Source organism: Pigmentiphaga humi, assembly GCF_900606115.1.
Taxonomy (GTDB): Bacteria; Pseudomonadota; Gammaproteobacteria; order Burkholderiales; family Burkholderiaceae_B; genus Pigmentiphaga; species Pigmentiphaga humi.
The window spans coordinates 1-26,501 of record NZ_UWPJ01000018.1; the positions used below are offsets into that span (position 1 = coordinate 1).

Annotated in this window: 26 protein-coding genes; 3 read left to right on the forward strand and 23 right to left on the reverse strand. The window is 67.6% G+C overall.

Annotation, left to right across the window (positions count from 1 at the left end; all coding sequences use genetic code 11):
- Positions 1 to 245: 245 nt before the first annotated feature.
- From hflC to ndk, 12 genes are all read right to left on the reverse strand, one after another.
- Positions 246 to 1,118, reverse strand: a complete 873-nt coding sequence (gene hflC / locus PIGHUM_RS11580; protein ID WP_124079758.1) for a protease modulator HflC — start codon at positions 1,116 to 1,118, stop codon at positions 246 to 248.
- A gap of 15 nt (positions 1,119 to 1,133) precedes the next feature.
- On the reverse strand, positions 1,134 to 2,429 hold the full coding sequence (gene hflK, locus PIGHUM_RS11585; RefSeq protein WP_124079962.1) for an FtsH protease activity modulator HflK: 1,296 nt from the start codon (positions 2,427 to 2,429) through the stop codon (positions 1,134 to 1,136).
- 44 nt (positions 2,430 to 2,473) lie between these two features.
- The gene (gene hflX / locus PIGHUM_RS11590; RefSeq protein WP_484266833.1) at positions 2,474 to 3,670 is read right to left on the reverse strand and encodes a GTPase HflX; all 1,197 of its coding nucleotides are present in this window, start codon (positions 3,668 to 3,670) and stop codon (positions 2,474 to 2,476) included.
- Positions 3,660 to 3,896: an RNA chaperone Hfq gene (gene hfq / locus PIGHUM_RS11595; protein ID WP_124079759.1), complete on the reverse strand. Its 237-nt coding sequence runs from the start codon at positions 3,894 to 3,896 to the stop codon at positions 3,660 to 3,662. Before hfq ends, hflX begins: the two co-directional genes overlap by 11 nt.
- A gap of 174 nt (positions 3,897 to 4,070) precedes the next feature.
- Positions 4,071 to 5,474, reverse strand: coding sequence for a ribosome biogenesis GTPase Der (gene der / locus PIGHUM_RS11600; RefSeq protein WP_124079760.1), 1,404 nt, complete (start codon positions 5,472 to 5,474; stop codon positions 4,071 to 4,073).
- Between the two features lie 15 nt (positions 5,475 to 5,489).
- Entirely contained in the window at positions 5,490 to 6,668 is a 1,179-nt protein-coding gene (gene bamB, locus PIGHUM_RS11605) for an outer membrane protein assembly factor BamB (RefSeq protein ID WP_124079761.1), read from the reverse strand.
- Positions 6,668 to 7,300 (reverse strand): YfgM family protein, encoded by a 633-nt coding sequence (locus PIGHUM_RS11610; protein WP_124079762.1) that lies wholly within the window; start codon positions 7,298 to 7,300, stop codon positions 6,668 to 6,670. Before PIGHUM_RS11610 ends, bamB begins: the two co-directional genes overlap by 1 nt.
- Positions 7,301 to 7,428: 128 nt before the next feature.
- A complete protein-coding gene (hisS, locus tag PIGHUM_RS11615) occupies positions 7,429 to 8,721 on the reverse strand; it encodes a histidine--tRNA ligase (RefSeq protein WP_124079763.1) in 1,293 nt (430 codons plus the stop codon).
- 15 nt (positions 8,722 to 8,736) lie between these two features.
- Positions 8,737 to 10,104, reverse strand: coding sequence for a flavodoxin-dependent (E)-4-hydroxy-3-methylbut-2-enyl-diphosphate synthase (ispG, locus tag PIGHUM_RS11620; RefSeq protein ID WP_124079764.1), 1,368 nt, complete (start codon positions 10,102 to 10,104; stop codon positions 8,737 to 8,739).
- 16 nt (positions 10,105 to 10,120) lie between these two features.
- Positions 10,121 to 11,107 (reverse strand): helix-turn-helix domain-containing protein, encoded by a 987-nt coding sequence (locus PIGHUM_RS11625; RefSeq protein WP_124079765.1) that lies wholly within the window; start codon positions 11,105 to 11,107, stop codon positions 10,121 to 10,123.
- Positions 11,108 to 11,161: 54 nt separating this feature from the next.
- Positions 11,162 to 12,373 carry a dual-specificity RNA methyltransferase RlmN gene (gene rlmN, locus PIGHUM_RS11630; protein WP_124079766.1) on the reverse strand — a complete coding sequence of 404 codons (1,212 nt, stop codon included), beginning with the start codon at positions 12,371 to 12,373 and terminating at the stop codon, positions 11,162 to 11,164.
- A gap of 32 nt (positions 12,374 to 12,405) precedes the next feature.
- Positions 12,406 to 12,831, reverse strand: coding sequence for a nucleoside-diphosphate kinase (gene ndk / locus PIGHUM_RS11635; RefSeq protein ID WP_124079767.1), 426 nt, complete (start codon positions 12,829 to 12,831; stop codon positions 12,406 to 12,408).
- A gap of 210 nt (positions 12,832 to 13,041) precedes the next feature.
- On the opposite strand from ndk, the gene PIGHUM_RS11640 reads away from it, so the two are divergent.
- A complete protein-coding gene (locus tag PIGHUM_RS11640; RefSeq protein WP_124079768.1) occupies positions 13,042 to 13,743 on the forward strand; it encodes a Bax inhibitor-1/YccA family protein in 702 nt (233 codons plus the stop codon).
- A gap of 166 nt (positions 13,744 to 13,909) precedes the next feature.
- Here PIGHUM_RS11640 and rlmD read toward each other — a convergent pair whose 3' ends face one another.
- The 6 genes from rlmD to PIGHUM_RS11670 form a co-directional block, all read right to left on the reverse strand.
- Positions 13,910 to 15,406, reverse strand: coding sequence for a 23S rRNA (uracil(1939)-C(5))-methyltransferase RlmD (rlmD, locus tag PIGHUM_RS11645; protein ID WP_246013134.1), 1,497 nt, complete (start codon positions 15,404 to 15,406; stop codon positions 13,910 to 13,912).
- Positions 15,407 to 15,448: 42 nt separating this feature from the next.
- On the reverse strand, positions 15,449 to 16,234 hold the full coding sequence (locus PIGHUM_RS11650; RefSeq protein WP_124079770.1) for a 3'-5' exonuclease: 786 nt from the start codon (positions 16,232 to 16,234) through the stop codon (positions 15,449 to 15,451).
- A 10-nt stretch (positions 16,235 to 16,244) separates the two neighbouring features.
- A complete protein-coding gene (locus PIGHUM_RS11655; RefSeq protein ID WP_124079771.1) occupies positions 16,245 to 17,186 on the reverse strand; it encodes a peptidoglycan DD-metalloendopeptidase family protein in 942 nt (313 codons plus the stop codon).
- A 17-nt stretch (positions 17,187 to 17,203) separates the two neighbouring features.
- Entirely contained in the window at positions 17,204 to 17,980 is a 777-nt protein-coding gene (locus PIGHUM_RS11660; RefSeq protein ID WP_425466721.1) for a protein-L-isoaspartate(D-aspartate) O-methyltransferase, read from the reverse strand.
- A 128-nt stretch (positions 17,981 to 18,108) separates the two neighbouring features.
- Complete coding sequence (gene surE / locus PIGHUM_RS11665) at positions 18,109 to 18,873, reverse strand: 5'/3'-nucleotidase SurE (RefSeq protein WP_124079773.1); 765 nt, start codon at positions 18,871 to 18,873, stop codon at positions 18,109 to 18,111.
- A gap of 136 nt (positions 18,874 to 19,009) precedes the next feature.
- Positions 19,010 to 19,921, reverse strand: coding sequence for a LysR substrate-binding domain-containing protein (locus PIGHUM_RS11670; protein ID WP_124079774.1), 912 nt, complete (start codon positions 19,919 to 19,921; stop codon positions 19,010 to 19,012).
- A 133-nt stretch (positions 19,922 to 20,054) separates the two neighbouring features.
- Here PIGHUM_RS11670 and PIGHUM_RS11675 point away from each other — a divergent pair, with 133 nt between their 5' ends.
- Positions 20,055 to 20,693, forward strand: coding sequence for an FMN-dependent NADH-azoreductase (locus PIGHUM_RS11675; RefSeq protein ID WP_124079775.1), 639 nt, complete (start codon positions 20,055 to 20,057; stop codon positions 20,691 to 20,693).
- Positions 20,694 to 20,706: 13 nt separating this feature from the next.
- Here PIGHUM_RS11675 and PIGHUM_RS11680 read toward each other — a convergent pair whose 3' ends face one another.
- Entirely contained in the window at positions 20,707 to 21,609 is a 903-nt protein-coding gene (locus PIGHUM_RS11680; protein ID WP_187697777.1) for a DMT family transporter, read from the reverse strand.
- A 177-nt stretch (positions 21,610 to 21,786) separates the two neighbouring features.
- Between PIGHUM_RS11680 and PIGHUM_RS11685 the strand changes: the two genes are divergently transcribed.
- On the forward strand, positions 21,787 to 22,977 hold the full coding sequence (locus tag PIGHUM_RS11685; RefSeq protein WP_124079776.1) for an MFS transporter: 1,191 nt from the start codon (positions 21,787 to 21,789) through the stop codon (positions 22,975 to 22,977).
- 36 nt (positions 22,978 to 23,013) lie between these two features.
- On the opposite strand, the gene PIGHUM_RS11690 is transcribed toward PIGHUM_RS11685, so the two are convergent.
- From PIGHUM_RS11690 to PIGHUM_RS11705, 4 genes are all read right to left on the reverse strand, one after another.
- On the reverse strand, positions 23,014 to 23,925 hold the full coding sequence (locus tag PIGHUM_RS11690) for a D-hexose-6-phosphate mutarotase (protein WP_124079777.1): 912 nt from the start codon (positions 23,923 to 23,925) through the stop codon (positions 23,014 to 23,016).
- A gap of 6 nt (positions 23,926 to 23,931) precedes the next feature.
- Positions 23,932 to 24,756, reverse strand: a complete 825-nt coding sequence (locus tag PIGHUM_RS11695; protein WP_425466712.1) for a siderophore-interacting protein — start codon at positions 24,754 to 24,756, stop codon at positions 23,932 to 23,934.
- Positions 24,734 to 25,330: a PadR family transcriptional regulator gene (locus PIGHUM_RS11700; RefSeq protein WP_124079779.1), complete on the reverse strand. Its 597-nt coding sequence runs from the start codon at positions 25,328 to 25,330 to the stop codon at positions 24,734 to 24,736. The genes PIGHUM_RS11695 and PIGHUM_RS11700 overlap by 23 nt, the downstream gene beginning before the upstream one ends.
- 396 nt (positions 25,331 to 25,726) lie before the next feature.
- Complete coding sequence (locus PIGHUM_RS11705) at positions 25,727 to 26,443, reverse strand: MgtC/SapB family protein (RefSeq protein WP_124079780.1); 717 nt, start codon at positions 26,441 to 26,443, stop codon at positions 25,727 to 25,729.
- Positions 26,444 to 26,501: the final 58 nt, after the last annotated feature.

Here is a 26,501-nt window from a genome sequence, read left to right on the forward strand (position 1 = left end):
GCACTGCTCAACCAGCTTGCGTTTGAATCGCTCGTCGTACTTCGTCATGAAAAACACCCCAGAGGTTGGACTCTTGTCCAACTTCTGGGGTGCAGTTCACCCTGGGGCGCATTTTTTATTCCATTTCAAGCTTGAGAAGCCAAACCCTCGAATCGAGTCTTACCAAGGACACAGCGGATCCGGCTTCCCCCGTCCGCACACAGAGCCCCCTTGAGAGGGCCCGCGTCAGCAGGCAGGGAGCAGGCTCAATTCGCCGCTGGCGATTTCATGAACTTGAAGAACTCGGAACTGGGGTCGACCACCAGCACGTCGGCCTTGGAGCCGAACGAGCCGCGGTAGGCTTCCAGGCTCTTGTAGAAACGGTAGAAATCGCGATCCTGGCCGAAGGCCTGGGCATAGACCGCCGACGCCTTGGCATCGCCCTCGCCCTTGATCTGCTGCGCCTTGCGATAGGCCTCGGCGAGGACGACCTCGCGCTGGCGGTCGGCGTCGGCGCGGATCTTCTCGCTTTCCGCTGCACCGATGGAACGCTGCTCGTTGGCCACGCGCTTGCGCTCGGCCTCCATCCGGCGATAGACCGATTCGGAGATCTCGGGCACGAAATCGACGCGCTTGAGCCGCACGTCGACGATCTCCACGCCCAGCAGCTTGGCCGCGGCCGCGGTGTTGGTCCGGATCTCCTGCATGATCTTGTCGCGCTCTTTCGAGGTGACGTCGTTGACCGTGCGGCGGTTGATCGAGGCGTTCATCGCATCGCGGATGACGGCTTGCAGGCGCTCCTGGGCGGCACGCTCGTTGCCGCCGAAGGTCACGTAGTAGGTGCGCGGGTTCGAGATGCGCCACTTGATGAAGGAATCGATCAAGAGGTTCTTCTTCTCGGAAGTCTGCACGCGCTCGCTGTCGGCCGAATCGATGGTCAGGATGCGCTTGTCGAACTGCTGCACGTTCTGGAACGGCGGCGGCAGCTTGAAATACAAGCCCGGTTCATCGATAACTTCCTTGATCTCGCCCAGGGCGAAGACCACGGCATAGTTGCGCTCGTTGACCACGAACACGCAGGAAGAAAGTGCGGCCAGCCCAACGAGCAGACCGATCACGGCGGGAATCAAACGATCCATGATGGGTGTTCCTTGTTAGCGGGCGTCACGGTCGCGCGAACGCAGGGCGTCGCGCGCGGCATCGGGCAATACGCTGCCGGCCAGCGGCGGCTGGACGCCGGAGCTGCCGCCGGCATTGCCGCCGGCGCGGGAGCCGGCCAGCGACGCTTCGTGCGAAACCTGCTGCATCAGCTTGTCCAGCGGCAGGTAGAGCAGATTGCTGCCGTTGCGCGTATCGACCAGCACCTTGGAAGTGTTGGCAAAGACCTGCTGCATGGTATCCAGGTAGAGGCGATCGCGGGTGACTTGAGGCGCCTTGCGGTACTCGGCCAAAATCTGTGAAAAACGGGCGGCGTCGCCTTCGGCGTTCTCGACGATGCGCTGGCGATAGCCGTCGGCCTCCTGCAGCAGGCGCGACGCGGCGCCCGAAGCGCGCGGCACGACTTCGTTGGCATAGGCCTGCCCTTCGTTGATCTGGCGCTCGCGGTCCTGGCCGGCCTTGACGGCGTCGTCGAACGCGGCCTGCACCTGCTCGGGCGGCTGGGCGTTCTGGATCGCCACCGTGCTGATCAGCACGCCGGTCTTGTAGAGGTCCATGATCTGCTGCATCAGCGCCGCCACCTCGGACGCCACCTCGGTACGGCCCTCGTACAGGACGAAGTCCATCTTCTTCTTGCCGACGATTTCGCGCATCGCGGTCTCGGCCGCCTGCTTGACGGCCTCGTCGGGCCCCCGATTGTTGAACAGGTAATCGCGCGCGCCGTTTTCCTTGAGCCGGTACTGCACGACGAACTGCATGTCGACGATGTTCTCGTCGTCGGTCAGCATCAGCGATTCCTGCAACACCTTGCTGCGCGCGGTATTGCGGAAGCCCACCTCGATGGTGCGCAACTGCGAGAGATTGACGATCTCGTGGCCCTGGATCGGATACGGCAGGCGCCACTGGAAGCCCGCCCGCGTGGTTTCCTTGTACTTGCCGAACTGGGTGACCACCGCCACCTGCCCTTCCTGCACGATGAAGAAGCCCGAGGCCAGCCACAGCAGCGCGACGATGACCACGACCACGATCAGGCCGATGCCGGCGCCCTTGGACGAGGGAGAAAAACGCCCGCCGCCGCTGCCGCCGGGAGGACCCGACTGGCGGCGGCCGAACAAGCCGCCCAGCCTGCGATTGAAATCGCGCCAGAGTTCGTCCAGGTCCGGCGGTCCGCCGCTATTGTTGTCGCGGCCGCCGTTCTGGGGACGCCGGGGAGGCTCGTTGCCGGAGCCGCCGCCGCTTCCGCGGCCCCAGTTGGAGTCGTTCAAATTGAATATTCGGGTTATCGAAGGCAGACGCATCGTTATAGTAGGCGAAGCGGACGGCCAGGAGCCGTCGCTTAGGATCGGGCGCCGGCTGCAGAGCTGGCGGACGAAGACTGCGTGCGAAAGCGCGGGTCGTCGCTATTATTACCTAGGACCACGGGATCTGCTTGACTGGCCTCTACGATGGCACCCCGCAGTGCATCCAGGCCGGTCCGTTCGATCGCGCTAACGAACACCCGCGAGATCGTACCATGCTCGTCCCGCTCGGCTCCCGCCTCATGGCTGCTGCGGTCGATCTTGTTATAAACCAGGATGCGGGGAATATCCGCGGCGCCGATTTCCTCGAGCACCTTGTCTACCTCGGCGATCTGCTCGTCGCGCTGGGGGCTGGAAGCATCCACCACGTGCAGCAACAGGTCGGCGTGGACGGTTTCCTCGAGCGTGGCGCGAAATGCCGCGATCAGCGTATGGGGCAGGTCGCGGATGAAACCCACGGTGTCGGATACGACCACCGATCCGGCGCCCTCGATCCAGATTCGCCGGGTGGTGGTGTCCAGCGTGGCGAACAACTGATCCGCCGCATAGACTTCCGCCCGCGTCAGGGCATTGAACAAGGTGGACTTGCCGGCGTTGGTATAGCCGACCAGCGAAACCGAAAAGGCCCCGCCGCGGGCGCGCGAGCGGCGCTGCGTCTGGCGCTGGCGCTCTAGCTTGCCGAGCCTCTCGCGCAGATAGCGGACCTTGTCGCCGATCATCCGCCGGTCCATCTCGAGCTGCGACTCGCCAGGGCCGCGCATGCCTATGCCGCCCCGCTGGCGCTCCAGGTGGGACCACATCCGCGTCAGGCGCGTGGCCAGATGCTGCAGCTGCGCCAGCTCGACCTGCAGCTTGCCCTCGTGGCTGTGCGCACGCAGCGCGAAAATGTCCAGGATCAGCGCAACCCGGTCGACTACGCGCAGCTTGAGTGCACGCTCGAGGTTGCGCTGCTGGGCAGGGGAAAGATTGTGATTGAACAGGACGAGTTCCGCCTGGCCTGCCGCAGCTGCCAGAGCGATTTCCTCGGCCTTGCCGGAACCGACGAATAAAGCGGCGTCAGGACGGGCCCGCTTGGCAATGAGGATATCGACGATGTCCGCGCCGGCGCCTTTGGCCAGCATGACGAATTCGTCGGTCTGCGCCTGGAACTCGGGCTCGCCGAAATCGACGCTGACGATCAGCGCCCGCGTCGGCGGCCGGGGTTCCCTGCTGGCTTGTGTAATGTCAGTCTGCAGCGGTTTCAACCTGGAAATTGACCGGACGCGACGGCACGACGGTCGAGATGGCGTGTTTGTAGACCATTTGCGTCACGGTATTGCGCAGCAGCACGACGTACTGATCGAAAGATTCGATCTGGCCCTGCAGCTTGATGCCGTTGACGAGGTAAATGGAAACGGGAACGTGCTCTTTACGCAGCACGTTGAGAAATGGGTCTTGTAGCAATTGCCCTTTATTGCTCATCAGTGGGCTCCAGGAGGTGTTTTTCTTGGCGGATGCCAACTCTATTACTGTACCGGGTTTTCCCCAGGGAAACTAGCGAATCTCGCAATGGCAGACCGCAGGCGCCGCCGTGGAAATCCCGCACTTCGACTACCTGGAGGCGCCCGGCGGTTTCTCAAGAGCGCCGCCCCTGCCTTACTTCGCTTTTTCCCGCTCGAGATAGGGATTCCGCGAATTCCTGAACTCGATCTTCAATGGAGTGCCCTGCAGCGAGAAAGTTTCGCGGAAGCGGGCCTCGAGGTAGCGCCGGTAGGAATCGGGGATTTCGTCCAGCGCGCTGCCGTGGACCACGATCAGCGGCGGATTCTGCCCCCCCTGGTGGGCATAGCGCAGCTTGGGGCGGAAAATGCCCTTGCGCGGCGGTTGCTGCTGCTCGACCGCGGCTTGCAGCACCCGGGTCAGCTTGGGCGTCGCCAGCTTGGCGAAAGCCGCCGCATGCGCCGCCTCGATGGATTTGAGCAAGGGGCCGACACCGGCGTTGCGCAAGGCCGATACGGTATGCATCTTGGCGAAGGACAAAAAGCGCAGCTTGCGGTCGAACTCGCGCTTGATCTCCTCGCGGCGCTCGCTGTCCACACTGTCCCACTTGTTGATCGCCACCACCAGCGCCCGGCCGGTCTCCAGCACGAAACCTGCGATGTGGGCATCCTGCTCGGAAATCTCCGAACTCGCGTCCAGCATCAGCAGCACGACGTTGCAGGCCTCGATGGCCTGCAGCGTCTTGATCACCGAGAACTTCTCGATCGCCTCGAACACCTTGCCGCGCTTGCGCAGCCCGGCGGTATCGATCAGCGTGTAGCGCCGGCCGCCGCGCTCGAATTCGATTTCGATGGCGTCGCGCGTCGTGCCCGGCTGGTCGAAGGCGATGACACGCTCTTCGCCCAGCAGCGTGTTGACCAGCGTGGACTTGCCCACATTGGGCCGTCCCACGATGGCGAGCTTGATGCGGTGATCGACCGCCTCGGTGGCGACGAACTCGTCGCCCGGCTCCCCGGCCTCCTCGTCGTCCTCCCCGGCTTCTTCCAGGGGCTCGACCAGCCCGCTCAGCGCGACTTCGATCAGATCGACCACGCCGTCGCCATGGGCGGCCGAGATCGCGTGCGGTTCGCCCAGGCCCAGCTCGTAGAATTCGGCAGAGGCGGTCGTACGCGACATGCCTTCCACTTTGTTGACGGCCAGCAGCACCTTGCGGCCGGAGCGGCGCAGCCGTTCCGCGATCTCGCGGTCATGGCCGGTCAGGCCGGCCCGGCCGTCGGTCAGGAAAACGACGGCGTCGGCCTCGTCCACCGCCTGCACGGTCTGCCTGGCCATCTCGGCCATGATGCCGCTCTTGGCCACCGGCTCGAAGCCGCCGGTATCGACAACGATGAAAGGATGGTCTCCCACCCTGCCCTCGCCGTAGTGGCGGTCCCGGGTCAGGCCCGGGAAATCGGCCACCAGCGCATCGCGCGAGCGGGTAAGCCGGTTGAACAACGTGGATTTGCCCACGTTGGGCCGCCCCACGAGCACGACCACCGGTTTGAATACTGCGGGTTTCATCGTCGCAAGCCTAGGTTATTGACCGACATTGATCAGGGCGAGATTGCCCTTGGAGGTCTGCACCACCACTCCGCGATCGGTCGGCACCGGCCGCGCCACGATGGCGCTGCCGTCGGTAGCGGCGCGGGCCAGCAGGCTGCCGTCCTCGCGCTGCAGGAAATGCACGTAGCCCTCGAAATCGCCCAGCGCGACCGCGCGGCCGACCGAGGCCGGCGCGCTCAGGCCGCGGTTCTGCAGCGCGTCCTGCTTCCAGATGTTGGCGCCGCCGTCGAGCGAAAATCCGTAGACCACGCTGCGGTCGTTGGGCGCATAGGCGAAGCGGACGTCGGCGGCCAGCCCGGTCACGCTGGAGAATTCGCGCGACCAGGTCGAGTTGCCCGAACCGACGTCGAAGCAGTTGATGCGCCCCTGGTAGGTGACCGCGCACAGTTGGCGGCCTGAGATCACCGGTGCGCCCACCACGTCGGCCACGCGTTCCAGCTCGCTGGTGCCGCTGGGATTGGCCACCGTGCCTTCCCAGCGCACCGCGCCGGTGGCCGTGGCGATCGCGATCACCTTGCCGCCTGGCAGGCCGGTGAACACATAGCCGCCGGAAAACAGCATCTCGGCGGGCGCGCGCAGCGCCAGCGCCGGCCCGGGGCGCTGCACGCTCCAGCGGCGCTTGCCGCTATCGACCTCGTAGGCCTGGATGCGGTAATCGCCGCTGCGCACGACCACCAGGCCGTCGCCCACCAGCGGCGGGATCGTGACCTCGCTGCTGGCCTGGGCGCGCCACTTCAGCGCGCCGGTATCGTCGTAGGCCAGGACCTCGCCGCGCGGCGTGGCCACGACGGTCGTGCGGCCATCGCTGCCCACGCCTGCCGACAGTTCGGTCTTGGCCGAGGTGCGCCATACTTCGGCGCCGCTGGACAGCGAAAACTTGGCGACGGCGCCGTTGGCGGCCGCGGCATAGACTGCATCGCCCACCACCACCGGCACGAAACCCACGCCCGACTTGTTGCCGACCGAGACGTTCCAGCCGTTGGCGACCGGCAGCGTGGCGTTGAAATTGGGCAGCGACGCCGGCGGATAGCGGGGCTTTTCCCGCGAGAACATCGAGCAGCCGCCCAGCACGAGGATGGCCGCGACGACGGCCGCGCCGCGCAGCGCGCGCCGGTGCGGCCGGGTACCGGAGATTCGATCGAGCGCTTGCATCAGGCTCCTCCGAGAGCATCGAGTTTCAATTGGATGGACGACCGCAGGTCGGTGGCCGGATCCAGCGTGGCCAAGGCATCCTGGTAGGCCTTGCGCGCTTCGTCGCGCTTGCCCTGCCCGGCCAGCACATCGCCGCGGCGATCGGCATACAGGGCGGCGAACGCGGCCGGCGGCTGGCCGCCCAGCGCGTTCAACGCCTCGTCGTAGCTCTTGTCGTCCAGCAGCAGCCCGGCCAGCCGCAGGCGCGCCACGGCAGCCAGCGCCTCGTCGCCGCCGCGGTCGATTACCCATTGCAATTGGGCGCGCGCCGATTTGGCATCGCCCGACTCCTGATAGGCATGCGCGGCCAGCAGCGCCGCGCGCGGCGCATAGCCCGTGCCGGAGAATTTTTCGAGGATGGAGCCGGCAGCTTCCTTGACCACGGCCATGTCCTTGGACTCGGCGGCCTTCTCCAGCGCCTCGAACTGGGCCATGGCATGGGCGGCCTGGTTGCGCTGGTACCACTGCCAGCCGTTCCAGGCGGCCGCCGCCAGCAGGATGATGGTGATGACGGCAAGGATGAAATTGCCGTACTTGGCCCACCATGCCTTCAAGGCGTCGAGTTGTTCCTGTTCTTCGATGTCGTAGGCCATGCCTGCCCCGGTTGTATTGGTAATGGCAAAAAATCGGCGCGGGCCCTTCCAGGCCTGCGCGCATACTCAAGAGCCGCAAGATTAACGGATTTTGGCGCCGGCCCCGTGCGCCATGCCCGCCTGGCCGGCTAGTCGGACCCGCCCTGGACCAGTTCGTTCACCAGGAAGGCAGCCAGCCCGTCCATGGGCACGCGGCGCTGGGCCCCGCCCTCGGCCCGCAGCGCCTTGACGCTGGCGCTGGCGTCGGCCAGTTCGTCCTCGCCCAGGATCACGGCGTACTCCGCGCCGCTGGCGTCGGCGCGCTTCATCTGCGACTTGAAACTGCCGCTGCCGCAATGCAGCACCACGTCCAGCCCCGCATCGCGCAGCTGCTCGGCCAGGGTCATCGCCGCCCGCGCGGCGGACTCGCCCTGATGCAGCACGTAGACGTCGCACTCCGGCGCCGCTTCGGCTGGCTGCGCCTGCGACCAGAGGTCGAGCAGCCGCTCCATGCCGATCGCGAAACCCACCGCCGGCGCGGGTTTGCCGCCCAGCAGGCCGATCAGGCCGTCGTAGCGGCCGCCGCCGCAGACCGTGCCCTGGGCGCCCAGGCGATCGGTCACCCACTCGAACACCGTCAGGTTGTAATAGTCCAGCCCGCGCACCAGGCGCGGGTTGACGCGGTAGGCGACGCCGGCGTCCTCGAGGCGGGCGCGCACGCCCTCGAAATGCGCCAGCGAAGCCTCGCCCAGGTAATCCAGCAGGCGCGGCGCATTGTCGGCCATTTCCTGCAGGGCCGGGTTCTTGGTGTCGAGCACGCGCAGCGGATTCGTGTAGAGGCGGCGCTTGCCGTCTTCGTCGAGCTGTTCGCGGTAGCCCTCCAGGTAGCCGATCAGCGCCTCGCGATGCGCCTGGCGCTCCTCGGCCGACCCCAGCGAGTTGATTTCCAGGCGGATGTCCGACAGCCCGAGGATCTTCCACAGCCGCGCCAGCATCAGGATCAGCTCGACGTCGATGTCCGGCCCGGCAAAACCCAGCGCCTCGACGTCGATCTGGTGGAACTGGCGGTAGCGCCCGCGCTGCGGACGCTCGTGGCGGAATACCGGGCCGATGGCGAACACGCGCTGCGGCCGGTCATAGATGAGATTGTGCTCGATGGTCGCGCGCACCATGCCCGCGGTGAACTCGGGCCGCATGGTCAGCGACTCGCCGTTGAGCGAGTCGGTGAAGCTGTACATCTCTTTCTCGACGATGTCCGTCACCTCGCCGATGCCGCGGGTGAACAGCCGGGTCTGCTCCAGCACCGGCGTGCGCACGTTGCGGTAGCCGTAGCTGCGCAGCCACTCGCGCACCAGCGACTCCAGCCGCTCCCACTGCTGAGAGTCGGACGGGAGAATGTCGTTCATGCCGCGTATCGCGGTCACTTTCTGAAAACTGTTCATGTATCGATCTTCCCGCTACGCGCCGACACACGGCCCAGGGCACAGCGGATCCGGCTTTGCCGGTCCGCCAGTGCCGCCCCCTGGGGGGCGCGCGTCAGCGCGTAGGGGGGGGTTCCCTCCATAGCGATTCTCTACGTAGGCCTCTACCAGCGCCTGGAACTCCTCGGCGATGCGGTCGCCCTTGAGGGTCATGGAGCGCTGGCCGTCAATGAAGACCGGCGCGACCGGCTGTTCCCCGTTGCCCGGCAGGCTGATGCCGATGTCGGCGAATTTGCTCTCGCCCGGGCCGTTGACCACACAGCCCATGACTGCGACGTGCAGGTTCTCGGCGCCGGGGTACTTCAGGCGCCAAACGGGCATCTGCGCGCGCAGGTAGCTCTGGATGTCGGCCGCCAGTTCCTGGAATACCGTACTGCTGGTGCGCCCGCAGCCCGGACATGCCACCACTTCGGGCGCGAAGGCGCGCAGGCCCAGGCTTTGCAGGATTTCCTGCGCCACCACGACTTCGCGGGTGCGGTCGCCGTTGGGCTCGGGCGTGAGCGAGACGCGTATCGTGTCGCCTATGCCCTCTTGCAGCAATATGCCCATGGCCGCGGTCGAGGCGACGATGCCCTTGCTCCCCATGCCGGCCTCGGTCAGGCCCAGGTGCAAGGGATAGTCGCAGCGGCGCGCCAGGTCGCGGTAGACGGCGATCAGGTCCTGCGCATTGCTGACCTTGCAGGACAGGATGATGCGGTCGCCCGGCAGGCCCAGCTCCTCGGCGCGGCGGGCGTTGTCGACCGCGGAGACCACCAGGGCGTCGCGCATCACGGCCTGGGCTTCCCAGGGCGCGGCGCGCCTGCCGTTCTCGTCCATCATCCGCGCCAGCAGGTCCTGGTCCAGGCTGCCCCAGTTCACGCCTATGCGCACCGGCTTGCCATGGCGGCAGGCGACCTCGATCATCTGCGCGAAATTGTCGTCGCGCTTCTTGCCCGCCCCCATGTTGCCGGGGTTGATCCGGTACTTGGAGAGCGCCTGCGCGCATTCGGGAAACTGCGTCAGCAGCTTGTGGCCGTTGTAGTGGAAATCGCCCACCAGCGGCGCATTCACGCCCATGCGGTCCAATTGCTCGCGAATCGCGGGCACCTCGCGCGCGGCCTCGGGCGTATTGACGGTGATCCGCACCACCTCGGACCCCGCGTGCGCCAGTTCCTTGACCTGGATCGCCGTGGCGATCGCGTCGGCGGTATCGGTGTTGGTCATGGACTGCACCATCACCGGCGCGTCGCCGCCGACCGCCACCGCGTGGCCGTTCCATTCGATACGCACCTGGCGGGCGTGCCGGCGCGGCGTCGGGCCGGCCGGGAACGGCTGGTCTGCGATCCGGGAGTCCAAAGGATTCATGCCTGCCCTCGCGGCGCTATTTCAAAGTAAGCCGCGCCACGTTGTCGCGGCGATACGGCGTCAGGTCCACCGGGGCACCGCGCCAGCGCACGTCCACGCCATTGACGTTGCCGATCACGACACGGTAAGGCGCGCCGGACGCATCCAGCTCGTACGGTTCGCGGGCCTGGATGATGCGGGACACCGCCACCGTGCCGTCGGCGCGCCGGACCTCGATCCAGCTCGGCTGCCTGACCGTGAAGGCCAGCCCGGCCGCCGCGGCCGGCGCAGGCTGCTCGGGCGCCGCCGGCGAGGCAGCGGCATGATCAGCCTGAGTCGCGGCGGACGGCGCGGGAAGCGTCTCCGGCGCCATGCCCGGCGCCGCGGCCGGAGCCGCGGAATCGGCCGCCGGGGGCATGCCCTGCGAAGGTTCGCCCGCCGCGTCGGCCAGCGCCGGCGGCACCGGCGGCGTCTCGATGCGAATGCCGCGCTCGGTCTCGCCCGCCAGCCCCGCCGAGGTGGACGATCCGAACGAAAGCTTGCCCTGCTGGCTCAAGGCATAGCCGAGCAGCCCGAGCGCCACCAGCGCCATCAGACCGCCCACCAGCCACGGCGCGAGCCGGCGGCGGCCGCCGCTGCGCATCGGCCAGGTGCGGCGGGAAGACTGCGCCAGCGGGCTGGACAGCGAGGAAGCCTGATCCAGCGATACCGGATCGGCCACCTGCAGGCGCGGCGCCAGGCTGCGCAGAAAGGGCTCGGGATCGACCTCGAGCAGGCGTGCGTAGTTGCGCACGAAGCCGCGCAACGGCGTCCCCTGGGGAAGCTGCTCCCAGTGCTCGTCCTCGAGCGCGCGAATCTGGCGCACCGCGAACTTCAGGCGATCGGATACGTATTCCTGGGTCCAGCCGCGCAGTTCGCGCAACCTGGCCAATTCCGCGCCCAGGGAAGACGAAGACGGCGTGCCGGACGCGGGCGATTGGCCCTCCCGCGGTCCGGCCGCGCCGGTTTCGTTCGGTTCAGACATCGACGACTCCTTGTCCGCGCCCGCCTGCGTGGCCGGCCCGGTACAGCAGTTGCTTCATTCGCGCACTTCCACGATGCGGCCGAAACGGCTGTCGGCGGCCAGGCGCTCTTTCAGGCGGGTGCGGTCCTTGACCTCGCCCGCCAGTTGCCCACAGGCCGCATCGATGTCGTCGCCGCGCGTCTTGCGCACGGTCGTGACGATACCGGCATCCATGAGCTGCTGCGCGAACAGTCTCACCCTGGCCGCAGGCGAGCGCTTGAGGCCGGACTGCGGGAAGGGATTGAAGGGAATGAGATTGAACTTGCACGACACTTGCCGCGCAATGTCCATCAATTGCCTGGCATGCTCGTCGCCATCGTTGATGCCGTCGAGCATGACGTATTCGAACGTGATGAAATCGCGCGGCGCGAATTCCAGGTAGCGCTGGCAAGCAGCGATCAGCTCGCGCAGCGGGTACTTCTTGTTCAGCGGCACGAGATCGTCGCGCAGGGCATCGTTGGGCGCGTGCAGCGACACCGCCAGCGCCACCGGGCAATCGCGCGACAGGCGGTCCATCATCGGCACCACGCCCGAGGTGGATACCGTCACGCGGCGGCGCGACAGGCCGTAGGCGTTGTCGTCCAGCATCAGCCGCAAGGCGGATACGGTATTGTCGTAGTTCAGCAGCGGTTCGCCCATGCCCATCATCACGACGTTGCTGATGACCCGGTCGTCGGCGGCGGCCAGCGCGGCAGGCACGCCGTTGGCGATGCGCGCGCCCTCGCGGTCGGTCTCGATCGTGCGCCGCGCCAGCCAGAGCTGGCCGATGATCTCGTCCACGCCGAGGTTGCGGTTGAACCCCTGGTGGCCGGTGGAACAGAAGCGGCAGGCAACCGTACAGCCGGCCTGCGTCGAAATGCACAGCGTGCCGCGGTCGTCCTCGGGAATGAAGACGGTTTCGACGGCGTTGCCGTTGCCCACGTCCAGCAGCCACTTGCGGGTGCCGTCGGCGGATTTGTGTGCGGTGACCACGCCGGGGGCGCGCACCTCGCAAAGCCGTTCGAGCTTGTCGCGGAACGACTTGGCCAGATCGGTCATCTGCGTGAAATCGTCCACGCCGCGCTGGTGCAGCCAGCGTTGCAGCTGCTTGGCGCGAAAAGGCTTGTCCCCCCATTGCCCGACCAGTTCGGCGAGCTGCGCCCCATCGAGCCCGAGCAGGTTGATGCGGGGCGTGGAAGCGGACGGCGTGCCGGCGTGGCCGGCGGCGAGCGGCGAGATCTGATTCATCTCGATCTCCTGGGGGCAAGCGGACATCCGGCTCAGCGGCTGTGGATGTTCATTTCGGGGAAGAAGAACGCGATCTCGACCTGGGCGGTCTCGGCGGCGTCGGAACCGTGCACGGCATTGGCGTCGATGCTGTCGGCGAAGTCGGCGCGGATGGTGCCCTTCTCGGCTTTCTTGGGATCGGTGGCGCCCATCAGGTCGCGGTTCTTCAGGATCGCGCCTTCGCCTTCCAGCACTTGCACGAACACCGGGCCCGACACCATGAAATCGACCAGGTCCTTGAAGAACGGACGGGCGGCGTGCACGGCGTAGAAACGCTCGGCATCGGCACGGGACAATTGCAGCATGCGCGCGGCGATCACCTTGAGGCCGGCGGTCTCGAATCGGGAAACGATCTGGCCGACGACGTTCTTGGAAACGGCGTCCGGCTTGATGATCGACAGGGTGCGCTCGATGGCCATCAAAAACTCCAATAAAAACAAATACTTTGAGGGAAACTTAAACGTGAAATTGTATCACGGCCGCATGATCCGCCATGGATGCCTGCAAGCCCCGGCGACTATGGCAAATCCCGCTGGAACGCCATGGAACCCTGGGGCATACTGGAAGTCTGAACCATCAGGCCCGCTCGCGGGGCCGCCGAGCCCAAAGACCACGAGGAGTCGCTCACCATGAACGATCTACGCACCACCCCCTTCAACCGGACCGGGACTGCGCCCGGCGAGGTTGTACGCAATCGCGTCCTGCGCAACACCTATTGGCTGCTGGCGCTGTCGCTGATCCCCACCGTGCTGGGCGCCGCCGCGGGGCTGTACACCGGCCTGGCCCAGACGATGGGCGCCAGCCCCGGCATCACCACCATGGTTTTCCTCATCGGCGCCTTCGGCCTGATGTTCGCCATCGAGAAGAACAAGAACAACGGCCTGGGCGTCGCCCTGCTGCTGGCCTTCACCTTCTTCATGGGCGTCATGCTGTCGCGGCTGATCGGCTTCGTGCTGGGCATGTCCAACGGCGCCAGCCTGATCATGACCGCATTCGGCGGAACCGCCATCGTGTTCGGCGCCATGGCGGTGCTGTCCACCACCATCAAGCGCGACCTCTCGGGCATGGCCAAATGGCTGTTCGTCGGCGCCGTCGTGATCCTGGTGGCGGCCGTCGCCAACATCTTCCTGCAGTTGCCCGCCCTGATGCTGACCGTCTCGGTCCTGGCCATCGTCATCTTCTCGGCCTTCATGCTGGTCGACCTGCAGCGCGTCGTCAACGGCGGCGAAACCAACTACGTTTCCGCCACGCTGGCGATCTACCTGGACGTCTACAACGTGTTCGCGAACCTGCTGATGCTCCTGGGCATCTTCGGCGGAAATCGGGAATAACCCCCCCCCTACGCGCTTCGCGCGCCCCCCCAGGGGGGCGGCACTGGCGGACCGGCAGAGCCGGATCCGCGGTGCCCTGGGGCTGAGCGCGCTTCGGTGAAGTATCAGGAATAAGCAAGCGGCGTCCGGGTTTAGGCGCCGTTTTTGTTTTTCAGCGGCCTGCCCCTCAATCTGTCCGGTTTTCCCCAGTAAGCATGTTGGGTTCAGACCCAGGAAACCGCGGATCCGGCTTTGCCGGTCCGCCGGTTTCGCCCCCTGGGGGGCGCGCGTAAGCGCGTAGAGGGGGGCATTCCAGCACTGCGATGGATTCGACGTGGCCGGTGTGGGGGAACATGTTGATTACGCCGGCCGCGCGGAGGGTGTAGCCGCCTTCGTGGATGAGGATGGCGGCGTCGCGGGCCAGGGTGGCGGGGTTACAGGAGACGTAGACGATGCGGCGCGGGCGGTCCTCGCCCAGGGTGGACAAGGCCTTGGCGACGGCGAGCGCGCCTTCGCGCGGCGGGTCGATGAGCATGCGGTCGAAATGGCCCAGGCTGCGCAGCCAGGCTTCGTCCACTTCGAACAGGTTCAGCGTCGAGAAGGACGTATGCGCGTCCAGCCCTTGTCGGCGCGCCGCGTCGAGCGCCCGGTCGGTCAGCGCCTGGCTGCCCTCCACGCCCACGACCTCGCGGCAGCGGGTCGCCAAGGCAAGCGTGAAATTGCCCAGGCCGCAGAACAGATCGGCGATGCGATCCGTCGGCTGGGGATCGAGCAGCGCGATGGCGCGCGAAACCAGCACCCGGTTGATCGCGTGGTTGACCTGGGTGAAATCGGTAGGCTTGAACGGCATGCGCAGGCCGAACTCGGGCAGCGTATAGGCCAGGCCGTCGGCATCTTCGGGTTCCAGCGGATGCGCGCTGTCCGGCCCCTTGGGCTGCAGCCACCAATGAACCTCGTGGCGCCGTGCGAATTCCCGCAGCACGGCGATGTCCTCGTCGACCAGGGGAACCAGGTGGCGCAGTATCAGCGCGACCTGCGTGTCGCCGACCGCGACCTCGATCTGCGGAACCCGATCGCGCGCAGGCATGGCCGCGACCATCCCGCGCAGCGGCACCAGCAGCGCCGCGACGTGCGGATGCAGCACGTGGCACTCGCGCATATCGGCCACATAGCTGCTCTTGCGTTCGCGAAAACCTACCAGCACCCCGCCCTTCTTCACCACCACCCGTACCGACAGACGCGCCCGGTAGCGATAACCCCAGGAGGGGCCGTGAATGGGCGGCAGCACGCGCTGGGGCACCAGCTTGCCGATGTGCCAGAGCGTGTCTTCCAGCACACGCTGCTTGATCGCCACCTGCGCGGCGGGCTCGGCGTGCTGCATCGCACAGCCGCCGCAGACGCCGAAATGCGGACAGCGCGGCGCGACCCGCTGCGATGAGGCCTCCAGCACCTGCTCGACCTCGGCGAGTTCATAGGAAGGCTTGCGCCTGAGCACCTTGAGCGTGACGCGTTCGCCCGGCAGTCCGCCTTCGACGAAGACCACCTTGCCCTGGCGCCTGGCAATGCCGCGCCCTTCCAGGTCGACCGATTCGATGCGTACCGAGCCGTCCGGGAAACCGTCCCCGGCGGCCGCGTCCGGGCCGTCCACGAGGGAAATATCTGCTTCTTGAGTCATGTCTGTCATTGCATGAATTCTCCGCCCTGCCCCGGGCGGGGCCGGCCGGGATCACCCCTGCGGGGCGTCCCATGCGGCGAGGTATTCCTTCCAATGCGGCTGGCCGATGGCCGCCAGCGTACTGCGCACGAGTTCCACTTCGTGATCGTATTGCGCGCGCGAGAGCATGCCGCGCATCAGGCGGAAGCGGCAATACACCAGCCAGGTGTTGACCACGTCGGTCTCGCAATAGGCGCGCACTTCTTCCTGCCGCCCGGAGCTCCATGCTTTCCAGACCTGGCTGCCATCCATGCCGAGCTTGCCGGGAAAGCCGCACAGCTTGGCCAGTTCGTCGAGCGGGGCATTGGCGCGGCCGTTGTACTTGGCAAGCAGGTCCATCAGGTCGCAGTGGCGGTTGTGGTAGCGGCTGATGTAGTTGCTGTAGCGGAAATCGCGGTCGTCCTCGCCCATGTCCCAGTAGCGCGCGGCCTGGATGCCATGGATCAGGCCGCGATAGTGCAGCACCGGCAGGTCGAAGCCCGAGCCGTTCCAGCTGATCAGTTGCGGCGTGTAGCGTTCGATGGTTTTGAAGAAGCCCGAGATCAGCACGGCCTCGGGATCGTCCGCCTTGCCTATGCACTTGACGCGAAAGCCCTCGTCGTCGCGGAACACGCAGCCGACCACCGCGATCTTCTGCAGGTGCAGCGGCAGGAAATCGTGCCCGACGGCTTCCCGCCGCGCCGCGGTCGCCCGCTCGACCACCTCGGCGTCCGGCACCTCGGCGGACCAGCCGTTGAGCGTGCGCAGCCCTTCCGCGTCGGGAATGGTTTCGAGGTCGAACACCAGCATCGGGGTCATGGCATGGGCCTCAGCGCGACGGCAGGTAGCTGGCGGGATCGACCGGCTTGCCCTGGCGGCGGATCTCGAAGTGGACGCGCGGCGATTGGGCGTCGGTGCTGCCCAGTTCGGCGATCTTCTGCCCGCGCCGCACGGCCTGCCCTTCCTTGACCAGCATGGCGCGATTGTGCGCGTACGCCGACAGGTAGGTATTGTTGTGCTTGATGATGATGAGCTGGCCGTAGCCGCGCAGGCCGCTGCCGCTGTAGACCACCTTGCCGTCCGCCGCCGCCAGGACGGGATCGCCCGGCGTGCCCGAGATGTCCAGGCCCTTGTTGCGGGTCTCGTGGAAATTCTCGATGACCTTGCCGCCGGCGGGCCAGGCCCACTCGACACGCTCGCCGGCGGGATCGGCCGGGCGCGGCGGCGCGGGCGTTGGCGCGGGCGCCGGGGCGGGCGTGGCGGCAGGCTCGCTGGGAGCCGGCGCATCCAGCGGCCGCGATGCCGATTGCGACGGCGGCGCGACCGGCGTGACCTCGGCGACGCCGTTATCGGCCGGCGCGGCCTGGGCCGGCGCGCGCGAGGTTCCGGGCCGCGATACCCGCAGCACCTGGCCCGGACGGATCTGATTGGGATCGGCCAGGCTGTTCCACTGCGCGATGTCGCGCCAGTCTTCGCCGTGATCCAGCGCGATGCGGATCAAGGTATCCCCGCGTTTGACCACATAGGTCTCGGCATCGGCCAGGCGCGACGCCTCGCGGCCGGCCGTGGCGGCCGGCGAGCCGCCCGATTTGTCCGCCGTCGTGCTGCGGTCCACCACCTGCACCGTCCTAGGCGTGGATTCGCACGCCGCCAGCAGCACCGCGCACCCCGTCAGGATCAACACGTGTCGGACAGGCCGCCCGACCAGCCAGGCCAGCGGCCCGCGGACGCAGCGGGTTTCGCCGCGGCCTGGCTTGCGCCGATTCAGCATCCCAGATCTCCTATTCACTACAACAACACTCCCGGCCGCAACGGAACGAAGCGCACGGGTTCGAGTTCGGTGCGCACCCAGCTCTGGGCTCCGGTGCGCTCTATCATGACCAGGTGCTGCCTGGCATCGCCCTCGGGCGCGACCAGGCGGCCTCCCGGGGCCAGTTGCGCCAGCAGGGCCTGCGGCACTTCCAGGCCCGCCGCGGCGACCACGATGGCGTCGAAGGGCGCCGCGCTGGGCACGCCCAGCATGCCGTCGCCGAACACCAGCCGGACGTGGGCCAGCCGCAGCGGCCGCAGCCGGTTGCGCGCCAGTTCGTGCAGGGCCTTGATGCGCTCGATGGAATACACCTCGCGCGCCACGCCGGCCAGCACCGCAGCCTGGTAGCCGCAGCCGGTCCCGATTTCCAGCACTTTGACCAGTTCCCGCCCGTTGCGCGCGGCGGCGATCATGCGCGCCACGATCCACGGCTGGGAAATCGTCTGGCCATGCCCGATCGGCAGCGCCGCGTCTTCATACGCGCGGCTGGCCAGCGCCTCGTCGACGAAGCGGTGCCGCGGAACGGCCTGCACGGCTTCGAGCACCCGCTCGTCGGCGATGCCGTGGCTGCGCAGCCGCGCCACCAGCGCGGCGCGCATGCGCTCGGAATTGAGCCCCCGGTTGTCGCTGCCGGCCGGCTCTCGCGCCGGACCCGGCGCCGGCACCAGCAGGCGCGCCGGCGCAATCCGGGTATTGCTGTTGGTCGGACGCGCCGTGTCGCCCCGCGCGGCTTGCGCTGGCGCGGGACGCGTCACGGGCGGACGGCCGGTGCTGACGCGGGTATTGCTATTGGCCGCGGTAATGGGCGGCAGCGGTGGCTGCGCCGGGCGGCGCGGCGGCCCGTCCGCCTCGCCGGCGTCGAGCGGCCGGGCCTGGCCCGGCGTCAGCGGTTTGCGTCTATCCATTCGGCAGGAATCCATTCACGCACCGGCTCGATCTGCGCCGTATGGGTCAGGTCGAACCGCAGCGGAGTAACGGATACCGCGCCTTCGGCGCAGGCATGGAAATCGGTGCCGGGCGTGGCATCGGCCGCCTTGCCAGCCGGGCCGATCCAGTAGACCGGCTCGCCGTACGGCGTGGACGAACGCACGACCGGCTCGGAAGGATGGCGCCGGCCCAGGCGGGTGACGCGCGGCGCCTTCAGTTCCGAAAGCGGCAGATTGGGAATATTCACGTTGAGCAGCGTCGGCCCGGCCAGCGGACGGGCCAGGAAGCGCTCGACGAAGCTGCGCGCCGCGGCGGCGGCCGCATCCAGGTGCGTCCAGCCCTTGGACACCTGGGAGAAAGCGATCGCCGGCAGGCCGAACAGGTAGCCTTCGGTCGCCGCGGCCACGGTCCCGGAATACAGGGTATCCTCGCCCATGTTCTGGCCGTCGTTGATGCCCGACACCACGAGGTCGGGACGCCGTTCCAGCAGCCCCGTCAACGCGACGTGCACGCAATCGGACGGCGTGCCGTTGACGTAGAAGAATCCGCTGGCGGCCTTGCGCACCGACAGCGGCCGGTCCAGCGTGAGCGAATTGGACGAACCGCTGCGGTTGGTCTCGGGCGCCACGACGATCAGCTCGGCCAGCGGCCGCAATGCCTCGACCAGCGCAGCCAGGCCGGGGGCGAAATAGCCGTCGTCGTTGGAAATCAGAATCAACATCTCGCGTCCGGAGCCATCACTGGCCTCGGCGTCGCCAGGACGCGACCCAGCGCCGCGCCCACGCACCGAGGGCACCGGAATTGTACATGAGCGCCTTTCTTCCCCGCAGCGCAAGGCGGGCGGCGCCATCGTCGCGCTAGCCGGGCGCGGGCGACTGCTTGCGATAGGCCTGCACCAGCGCGTCTACCAGGCCGCGTACTGCAGGCACCAGGCCGCGGCGCGACGGGAAAACGGCCTGGACGACCCCCTCCGGCAGCGAATACCCGGGCAGCGTGACCTGCAGCACGCCCGCCTGCACGTCGGCCGCCACCAGCGCCCACGGCACGCAGGCGATGCCCAATCCCTGGAGCGCCGCGATATGCAGCGTGGTCAGGTCGTCCACCGACAGCCTGGGCACGTGTCCCACCGACACCTGGCGGCCATCCGGCCCGGTAAAACGCCAGACGTGTTTTTCCGCCGCCTGCACCATGCTGAGCGTGGGCAGGCGCGCCAGGCCGTCCAGGTCGTCGGGCTCGCCGTGCTGCCTGAAGAAACCCGGCGTGGCGACCAGCACCATGCGGCTGGTCGCCAGCGGCCGCACCACCAGTTCGGAATCCTCGAAAGGCGGCTGCCGGACACGCAGCGCCAGGTCCATTCCCTCTTCCACCAGGTCCACGCGGCGCGAGGTGGCATCGATCTGCACCCGCACCCGCGGATGCGCGGCCAGATATTCCGCCACGATGGCCGCCACATCGCTTTGCAGCAGGCCAGCCGGGCAGCTGAGACGGATCAGCCCCTGCGGCTGCGAGGTCGTGCGGTCGACGGCCTCGCGCGCCGCCGCGGCTTCGGCCGCCAACGCCGCGCAATGCAGATAGAAGGTGTTGCCGACCTCGGTAACCGAGATCTTGCGGGTCGTGCGGTTCAGCAGCCGCACGCCCAGTTCTTCTTCCAGGGCCGCCACGCGCCGGCTCACGCGCGACACCGGGATGCCCATGGCCTGCGCAGCAGCCGTATAGCCGCCGTGCTCGACCACTTTGGCGAACAAGTACATGTCGTTGAGGTCCTGCATGGCTGCCGTCCGTCAATTATCCCAATATTAGAAAAGTACTTCCTGATCGGGGGAGTTTAAAAAGCATTATTGACGATATATCTTATTGGAGTGGCGGAAAAATTCCGCGTAAACCCTTATCTCGGAGAGCACGATGAACGTCCTACACCTCGATTCCAGCGCCACCGGCGATGCCTCGATCTCCCGCGAACTGAGCGCGGCCGTCGTCCAGGCCTTGCGCCAGGCCGACCCGAGCCTGCGCGTCGCCTACCGCGACCTGGTCGCCCAGCCGCCGGCCCACCTGGACGGCAAGCTGCTGCAGTCGCTGCGCCCGCAGCCCGGCGCCGAACCGGCCACCGACGCCGCTTTCCTCAAGGAAACCGCGTACACCGACGAATTGCTCGGCGAGTTCCTGGCCGCCGATGTCGTGGTCGTGGCCGCGCCCATGTACAACTTCTCCATCCCGTCGCAGCTGAAAGCCTGGATCGACCGCGTGGCCCAGGCCGGCAAGACCTTCCGCTACACCGCCAACGGCCCCGAGGGCCTGGCCGGGAACAAGAGGGTGATCATCGTTTCTTCGCGGGGCGGCAAGTATGCCGGCACGGCGATCGAAACCATGCTGGACCACCAGGAATCTTTCCTGCGCGCGGTATTCGGCTTTTTCGGCATTACCGACATCGGCGTCGTGCGCGCCGAAGGCGTCGCGCTGGGCGAGCAGGCGCGGGCGCAGGCGATCGAACAGGCGCTGGCGCAGGCCAGCCTGCTGGCCGAAGAGCTCAAGGCCGCGGCCTGAGGAGGCCTGCGCGTCAGCTCCGGGTCGCATACAGCAGCAGGACCAGGCCCGCGACCACCCATGCCATGCCCCAGCGCTCGCGCGGGCTGGCATGCTGCGCGAAGATCCGGCGCGAGGCAATCTGGGCGAACAGGACTTCGACCAGGCCCAGCGTGCGCACATTGGCCGCCGACGTGAGCGCGAAGCCGATATACCAGCACTGCGATGCGAATGCGCCCATGAATCCGGCCGGCAGCGAAGTGCGCCAGGCCTGCAGTACGCCGCGCAGCACGTCGCGGCGGAACAGGCACTGCCACACCACCAGCGCGCCGGTCTGCATGACCAGCCCCACGACCAGCGCCGTGCTGGCGCGCAGGACGAACGAGCCGCTCTCCAGCGAGACGATGGAGCCGCGGAAAGCGACGGCGGACAAGGCGAAGCACGCGCCGGAGGCAATGCCCAGCAGCGCCGGCCGCCAGTTGCCGCCCGCCCCCGCGCCCGGCCGCCACGACATGATGATCACTCCCCCCGTCGCGACGACGACCGCGCAAGCGCCCAGCGCGGTGAGCGGGTCTCCCAGTACCAGCACCGCGAACACCGCCACCAGCAGCGGTTCGGTCTTCACATAGACCGTGCTCAGTGCGAAGTTGCGCAACTGCATGGTGGCCAGCATCAGCACCGTCGCCACGATCTGCAGCACCGCGCCGGCCGCCGCGAACAGCAGGAACTGCCCATGCAGGCGCGGCAGCGCCTCCCCGCCCACCGCCACGACCATCGACAGGAACAGCACGGCGAACGGCAAGCCGTACAGGAACCTGACCTGAGCGGCGCCGAGCGTGCCCAGGGTTTCGGTCAACCGGTGCTGCATGGTGTTGCGCGCGGTCTGCGCGGCGGCGGCGATCAGAGTGGCGGGGATCCAGAGCAGGGAAATATCCAAGGGCGATGGCCTGATGAAGGTCCCCCCGCGCGCTGACGCGTGCCCAGCATGGTGGGCCCCCAGCCGCTGGATCGGGGAACTGAGATGGAGAGGAGAGGTGCGATGATACCTTGGCCGCCTCCAAGACGAACGGGCGCAAAAAGCCTACAGTGCGGGGTTCACGTTTTTCGCGTCATCATGGCTTCGATGTCCCCCTCTTCCCTCGTCCGGCCGACGCTGCTGATCGCCGGCATCATGCTGATCGCCTCCAACCTGCGCGCGCCCGTCACAGGCGTGGCGCCCGTCCTGGACATGCTTCGCGCCGACCTGGGCCTGAGCGCCGCCGCGGCGGGCATGCTGACCACCCTGCCGCTGCTGGCCTTCGCCGCCGTCTCGCCCCTGGCCGCCATCGTGGCACGGCGCACGGGGCTGGAGCGTGCCTTGCTGGGCGCCCTGCTGGCCCTGCTGGCCGGGCTGTGCCTGCGCTCCGCGGGCAGCACCTGGGCGCTGTTCGCCGGCACGATCGCGATCGGCAGCGGCATCGCGTTCGGCAACGTCCTGCTGCCCAGCCTCGTCAAGCGCGACTTTCCCCAGCGGATCGCCACGCTGACCAGCAGCTATGCGCTGGTCATGGGCATTGCCTCGGGCGCCGCTTCGTTCGTCGCCGTGCCGCTGGCGAACTGGCAGGCCGGGCCGGGATGGCCGCTGGCGCTGTTCGCTCCGGCGCTGCTGGTCGTGCTGAGCCTGGCGGTATGGCTGCCCAGCTGCCGCGCGGGCCGGCGTCCCGTTCCTTTGAGCGCCGACTCGGCCGCCCCGCGCCAGGCCATCTGGAAATCGTGGCTGGCCTGGCAGATCACCCTATTCCTGGGCATCAACTCGCTGATCTACTACAGCGTGGCCGGCTGGCTGCCGTCCATGCTCCACGATGCCGGCTATTCCGCAACGGAAACCGGCTCCATCCACGGCCTGCTGCAACTGGCTTCGGCCGTCGCCGGGCTGCTGCTCATACCCTTGATGCGGCGCATGCGCGACCAGCGCGCGCTGGCCTGCGGGGTCGCGATGTTCTCGGTGCTGGGGCTGTCCGGATTGCTGCTCGCTCCGCAATGGGCCACGCTGTGGACGCTGTCCTACGGCTTCGGCAGCGGCGCGTCCATCATTCTGGGATTGGCGTTCGTGAGCCTGCGCGCGCGCGACGCCTTGCAGGCAGCGGCGCTGTCGGGCATGGCCCAGGCCCTGGGCTACCTGCTGGCGGCGGGCGGGCCCACCGCCATCGGCGCCCTGCACGACAGCACCGGCGGCTGGACCGCCGCCTTGGCGGCCTGCATTGTCTGCGCCTGCGCCCAGATCGGCTTCGGCCTGGGCGCGGGCCGCAACCGCCACGTGGGATAGCGCACGGCCGGTGCCAGGTCCCGCATCGACGGGCCGTCAGCCTTCCGCCCAGTGCTCGGCGCGCAGCGTGACCGCCATGGCGGCCGTCGTCCCCGGCGCTACCTCCAGCAGGTCGTCCCACACTCTCGCGGTCTCGATGCAGATCATGTCCTGCCAGGCATCGGGGGCGAATTGCGACAACCGCAGAGATTTGTCCACCCAGGGATTCCACACCACCGCCGAGCGGGACGCGTGCGCCTCGATGTGCAGGGTACGGCGCCAGCCGGGATCGGCAATCGCGATGGGCTGGGCGATGCCGGTGTAGATGCGGTCGGTCTCGGCATCGATCGCCAGCGTCCCGTGCTGCGCGAACGTGTTCCAGCCACGCAGCGTGTCGACGTAGGCAGCGCCGTCCAGCCCTTCCACGGCGACCTTGCGCACATCGCTGACCGCGAAATACGTATGCAGCGCCTGGCTGATCACGAGCGGCTCCGCACCCAGGTTGCGAGTGGAGAGCGTCAGCGTCAGCGCGTCGTCCAGGACGATTTCCAGCGTCAATCGCGCGGCGTGGGGCCAGGCGGGGGCTCCCTGGGGCAGGTCGAGTTCCAGCAGCAGGCGGGCGGCGTCGCCCCGCGTACCCGACTCGGCCTCGCGCCAGTCCCATTCACGCGCAAAGCCGTGCGCGGGCGGCGCATTGCCGTCCGCAACCATGGCACGTACCGCGCCGGGATTGCGTTCGAGCTGTCCGAACCAGGGCCAGCATACCGGCACGCCGCCACGCAGCGACTTGCCGCGGCGGAACTCGGCGTGATCGCTCAGCCATACCACCGGCTGCCGCCCATGCGGCGTATAGCGCAAGACTTGCGCGCCCTGGCGCGCAACGAGCGCCTCGCCATGGCGGGACACCAGGCGCCAGCACGGCAATTCGCCCACCGTCAGCGCCTCGACCTTGCACACGGGCTCGCTCATCGCGCGTCAGTCCTCGTGGCGGTCGTGGGTCGCGGCCGCGCCCTGCTTCCAGTAGCCCGCCGCCTTGATCCATTCCTTGGGGACCTGCCAGTTCTCCACCAGTACCTGGCGCACGCGCTTGGCCACGCCCGACTCTGCCGCCACCCATGCATACCAGTCCCCCGCGGGCTTGGGCAGCGCCGCAACGGCTGCCGTCAACAAGCCGGGATCGCCGGCCCGGGCGCCCTGGCGGTGCAGCCAGGTGACCTGCACCTCGGCGCGGGTCTCGAACACCTGCTCCTCCTGGGCGTTCTCGACCTCGGCCACGACCCGCACAGGCGCTCCCGCGGGGAGTTCCTCGAGCCGCCGGGCGATCGCCGGCAAGGCGGTCTCGTCGCCCACCAGCAGGTAGCCGTCGAAATCCCCCTCCATCACGAACGAGCCGCGCGGGCCGCCGATGCCGAGGTACTGGCCGACGCGGGCCTGCTCTGCCCATTCGGCGGCCGGGCCGTCGCCGTGCAGCGCGAATTCGATATCCAGCTCGCCGGCGGACGCGTCATAGCGCCGCGGCGTGTAGTCGCGCGCCGGCGGACGCGGCTGGCCCTCCGGGAACACCATGCCATTGGGGCCGGGGGTCGGGACGACGGGGCGTTCCTGGCCCGGGCCGGGAAAGAACACCTTGATGTGGTCGTCGTGGGCCGCGCTGGCAAAGCCCTCCAGGTCGTCACCCTTGAGCGTGACGCACAGCAGGCGCGGCGTGACGTGCTTGACCGCGCTGACCTGCAGCAGGCGGAACTTCAACTCGTGGCGGACGCGGCGGGCCGCGCGTTCAATCTTTTTTTCCATTTTCATTTCCGGAATCGGTTGCGGGACGGGCGGACGAAGCGCCCAGGATTTCGGCGGTCGCCCGCCTCAGGATGGCGGCGATGCGCACGGCCTCGCCTCCCTCACAGGCGCCGGCCTGGTGCAAAGCCTGCTTGAGCGCATAGCGCGCCAGCATCAAATCTTCGGGCGTGCCCGGCGCGATGGAGTCCAGGCGGTCTTCCCCCTCGAACACGCGGCGCACCTGCGCCATCCGCGCGCCCACGCGCTCCAGGTCGTCCAGGATGCGCGCGGCCTGGCCGCGACGGCTTGCCAGGTGCGCGCTGCCCTCGCCCGTCAAGCGGTAGCGCTTTTTGGCGCCCTCCACGCTGACCGTGGCGAGGCCGACGTCTTCCAGGTAGGCGAGCGCCGGATACACCATGCCCGAACTCGGGCTGTAAAACCCCGAAGAACGCTCGGACAAACACTTGATCAGCTCATAGCCGTGGCGCGGCTGCTCTTCCAGCAGCGCCAGCAGGATGAGCTGCAGGTCTTCCGCCGCAAGCTTGCGGCCGGAACGCATGCCCAGGCCTCGGCCGCGGGCACCTGCTTCATTGCGTAGCATGACGACCTCCGGTCGCCAGCCGAACAAGGCCAGCGAAGTTATCTTAAGATCTATCTAAAAACATATCTTAAAACATAAAATCGTTCGACGCCAGTGCTTGTCACACTTTGTACATTTATCCAAGATTTCTGTGGAAAAGCCTGGGGAAAGCCCGGATCCGGCCCGTGCAAACCCGCATCAAACCTGGGTTTGAGGTTCCTGGGTCAATGCTTGAGCAGTCCCTCCTTCCGGCCCGCGCCACAAGGACACATCCGTCGCTTGCGCGGCCCGACACGGTAGAAACCCGGACTTATCCCCGCCTATTGTGGATAAAGCTGGGGACGGCCATGGGACAGTCCCTCGCAAACCCCGTTCCAGCGCGGCCGCGGGTAGGCCGATGAAAAAATGGGCACGCCCCTATTCCGACAGGCTCGGCGCCCAGAACACCTGCGCGATCGCGGCATTGGCGCTCAGCTTGGCGACCAGGCTGTCCAATTCCACGCCGTCCAGCGATGTCGCCATCGGCGTGGCCCGGATCTCGATTTCATCTTCGCCGAAAGGCAGCACCTCGAGGTCGGCCAGCGGCAGGCTGGCAGCCTCGAGTTCCCGTTCGAGCGCGGCTAGTGCCTCGGCGCGATTCGCCGTACCGGTCATCACGTGGATGAGCGCGGTGAATTCCGACGAGGAGATGTCCACGGGCTTGCGATTGAACGTATTGACCACCGGCCGCAGCAGCGTGTTGGCGGCCAGCACGAAGACAGTCGCCATGATCGCCTCGGCAATCAGGTCGGCGCCCGCGCAACTGCCTATGGCGGCCGATCCCCACAGCGTTGCCGCGGTATTCAGCCCGCGCACGTTGCCCTCTTCGCGCATGATCACCCCCGCCCCCAGGAAACCGACGCCCGACACCACATAGGCGGCCACGCGCACCGTGCCGTCCGGGCCGGCCACGCGCGCCGCCATATCGACGAAAATGGCCGCCCCCAGCGCGACCAGTACGTTGGTGCGCAGGCCCGCGGTGCGCTGGCGGAACTGCCGCTCCAGCCCTACCAGCGCGCCGAGCACGAATGCCGTCGCGAGGCTGACCAGCGAGTCCAGCAACTCCATCGTTTGCAGGTTGGCGAGTGCCTTCATGGCCTTTCCTTCGTTTTTTTATCGTGGTGTGTGCCGGCCACGCATGCCGGCCCCGGGG

What these genes read in the sequence shown, in the direction of transcription:
- hflC (WP_124079758.1), bottom strand. Translation starts at nt 1,118, where the DNA reads ATGGATCGTTTGATTCCCGCCGTGATCGGTCTGCTCGTTGGGCTGGCC.
- hfq (WP_124079759.1), bottom strand. Translation starts at nt 3,896, where the DNA reads ATGAGCAATAAAGGGCAATTGCTACAAGACCCATTTCTCAACGTGCTG.
- der (WP_124079760.1), bottom strand. Translation starts at nt 5,474, where the DNA reads ATGAAACCCGCAGTATTCAAACCGGTGGTCGTGCTCGTGGGGCGGCCC.
- bamB (WP_124079761.1), bottom strand. Translation starts at nt 6,668, where the DNA reads ATGCAAGCGCTCGATCGAATCTCCGGTACCCGGCCGCACCGGCGCGCG.
- PIGHUM_RS11610 (WP_124079762.1), bottom strand. Translation starts at nt 7,300, where the DNA reads ATGGCCTACGACATCGAAGAACAGGAACAACTCGACGCCTTGAAGGCA.
- hisS (WP_124079763.1), bottom strand. Translation starts at nt 8,721, where the DNA reads ATGAACAGTTTTCAGAAAGTGACCGCGATACGCGGCATGAACGACATT.
- ispG (WP_124079764.1), bottom strand. Translation starts at nt 10,104, where the DNA reads ATGAATCCTTTGGACTCCCGGATCGCAGACCAGCCGTTCCCGGCCGGC.
- PIGHUM_RS11625 (WP_124079765.1), bottom strand. Translation starts at nt 11,107, where the DNA reads ATGTCTGAACCGAACGAAACCGGCGCGGCCGGACCGCGGGAGGGCCAA.
- rlmN (WP_124079766.1), bottom strand. Translation starts at nt 12,373, where the DNA reads ATGAATCAGATCTCGCCGCTCGCCGCCGGCCACGCCGGCACGCCGTCC.
- ndk (WP_124079767.1), bottom strand. Translation starts at nt 12,831, where the DNA reads ATGGCCATCGAGCGCACCCTGTCGATCATCAAGCCGGACGCCGTTTCC.
- PIGHUM_RS11640 (WP_124079768.1), top strand. Translation starts at nt 13,042, where the DNA reads ATGAACGATCTACGCACCACCCCCTTCAACCGGACCGGGACTGCGCCC.
- rlmD (WP_246013134.1), bottom strand. Translation starts at nt 15,406, where the DNA reads ATGACAGACATGACTCAAGAAGCAGATATTTCCCTCGTGGACGGCCCG.
- PIGHUM_RS11650 (WP_124079770.1), bottom strand. Translation starts at nt 16,234, where the DNA reads ATGACCCCGATGCTGGTGTTCGACCTCGAAACCATTCCCGACGCGGAA.
- PIGHUM_RS11655 (WP_124079771.1), bottom strand. Translation starts at nt 17,186, where the DNA reads ATGCTGAATCGGCGCAAGCCAGGCCGCGGCGAAACCCGCTGCGTCCGC.
- surE (WP_124079773.1), bottom strand. Translation starts at nt 18,873, where the DNA reads ATGTTGATTCTGATTTCCAACGACGACGGCTATTTCGCCCCCGGCCTG.
- PIGHUM_RS11670 (WP_124079774.1), bottom strand. Translation starts at nt 19,921, where the DNA reads ATGCAGGACCTCAACGACATGTACTTGTTCGCCAAAGTGGTCGAGCAC.
- PIGHUM_RS11675 (WP_124079775.1), top strand. Translation starts at nt 20,055, where the DNA reads ATGAACGTCCTACACCTCGATTCCAGCGCCACCGGCGATGCCTCGATC.
- PIGHUM_RS11685 (WP_124079776.1), top strand. Translation starts at nt 21,787, where the DNA reads ATGGCTTCGATGTCCCCCTCTTCCCTCGTCCGGCCGACGCTGCTGATC.
- PIGHUM_RS11690 (WP_124079777.1), bottom strand. Translation starts at nt 23,925, where the DNA reads ATGAGCGAGCCCGTGTGCAAGGTCGAGGCGCTGACGGTGGGCGAATTG.
- PIGHUM_RS11695 (WP_425466712.1), bottom strand. Translation starts at nt 24,756, where the DNA reads ATGAAAATGGAAAAAAAGATTGAACGCGCGGCCCGCCGCGTCCGCCAC.
- PIGHUM_RS11700 (WP_124079779.1), bottom strand. Translation starts at nt 25,330, where the DNA reads ATGCTACGCAATGAAGCAGGTGCCCGCGGCCGAGGCCTGGGCATGCGT.
- PIGHUM_RS11705 (WP_124079780.1), bottom strand. Translation starts at nt 26,443, where the DNA reads ATGAAGGCACTCGCCAACCTGCAAACGATGGAGTTGCTGGACTCGCTG.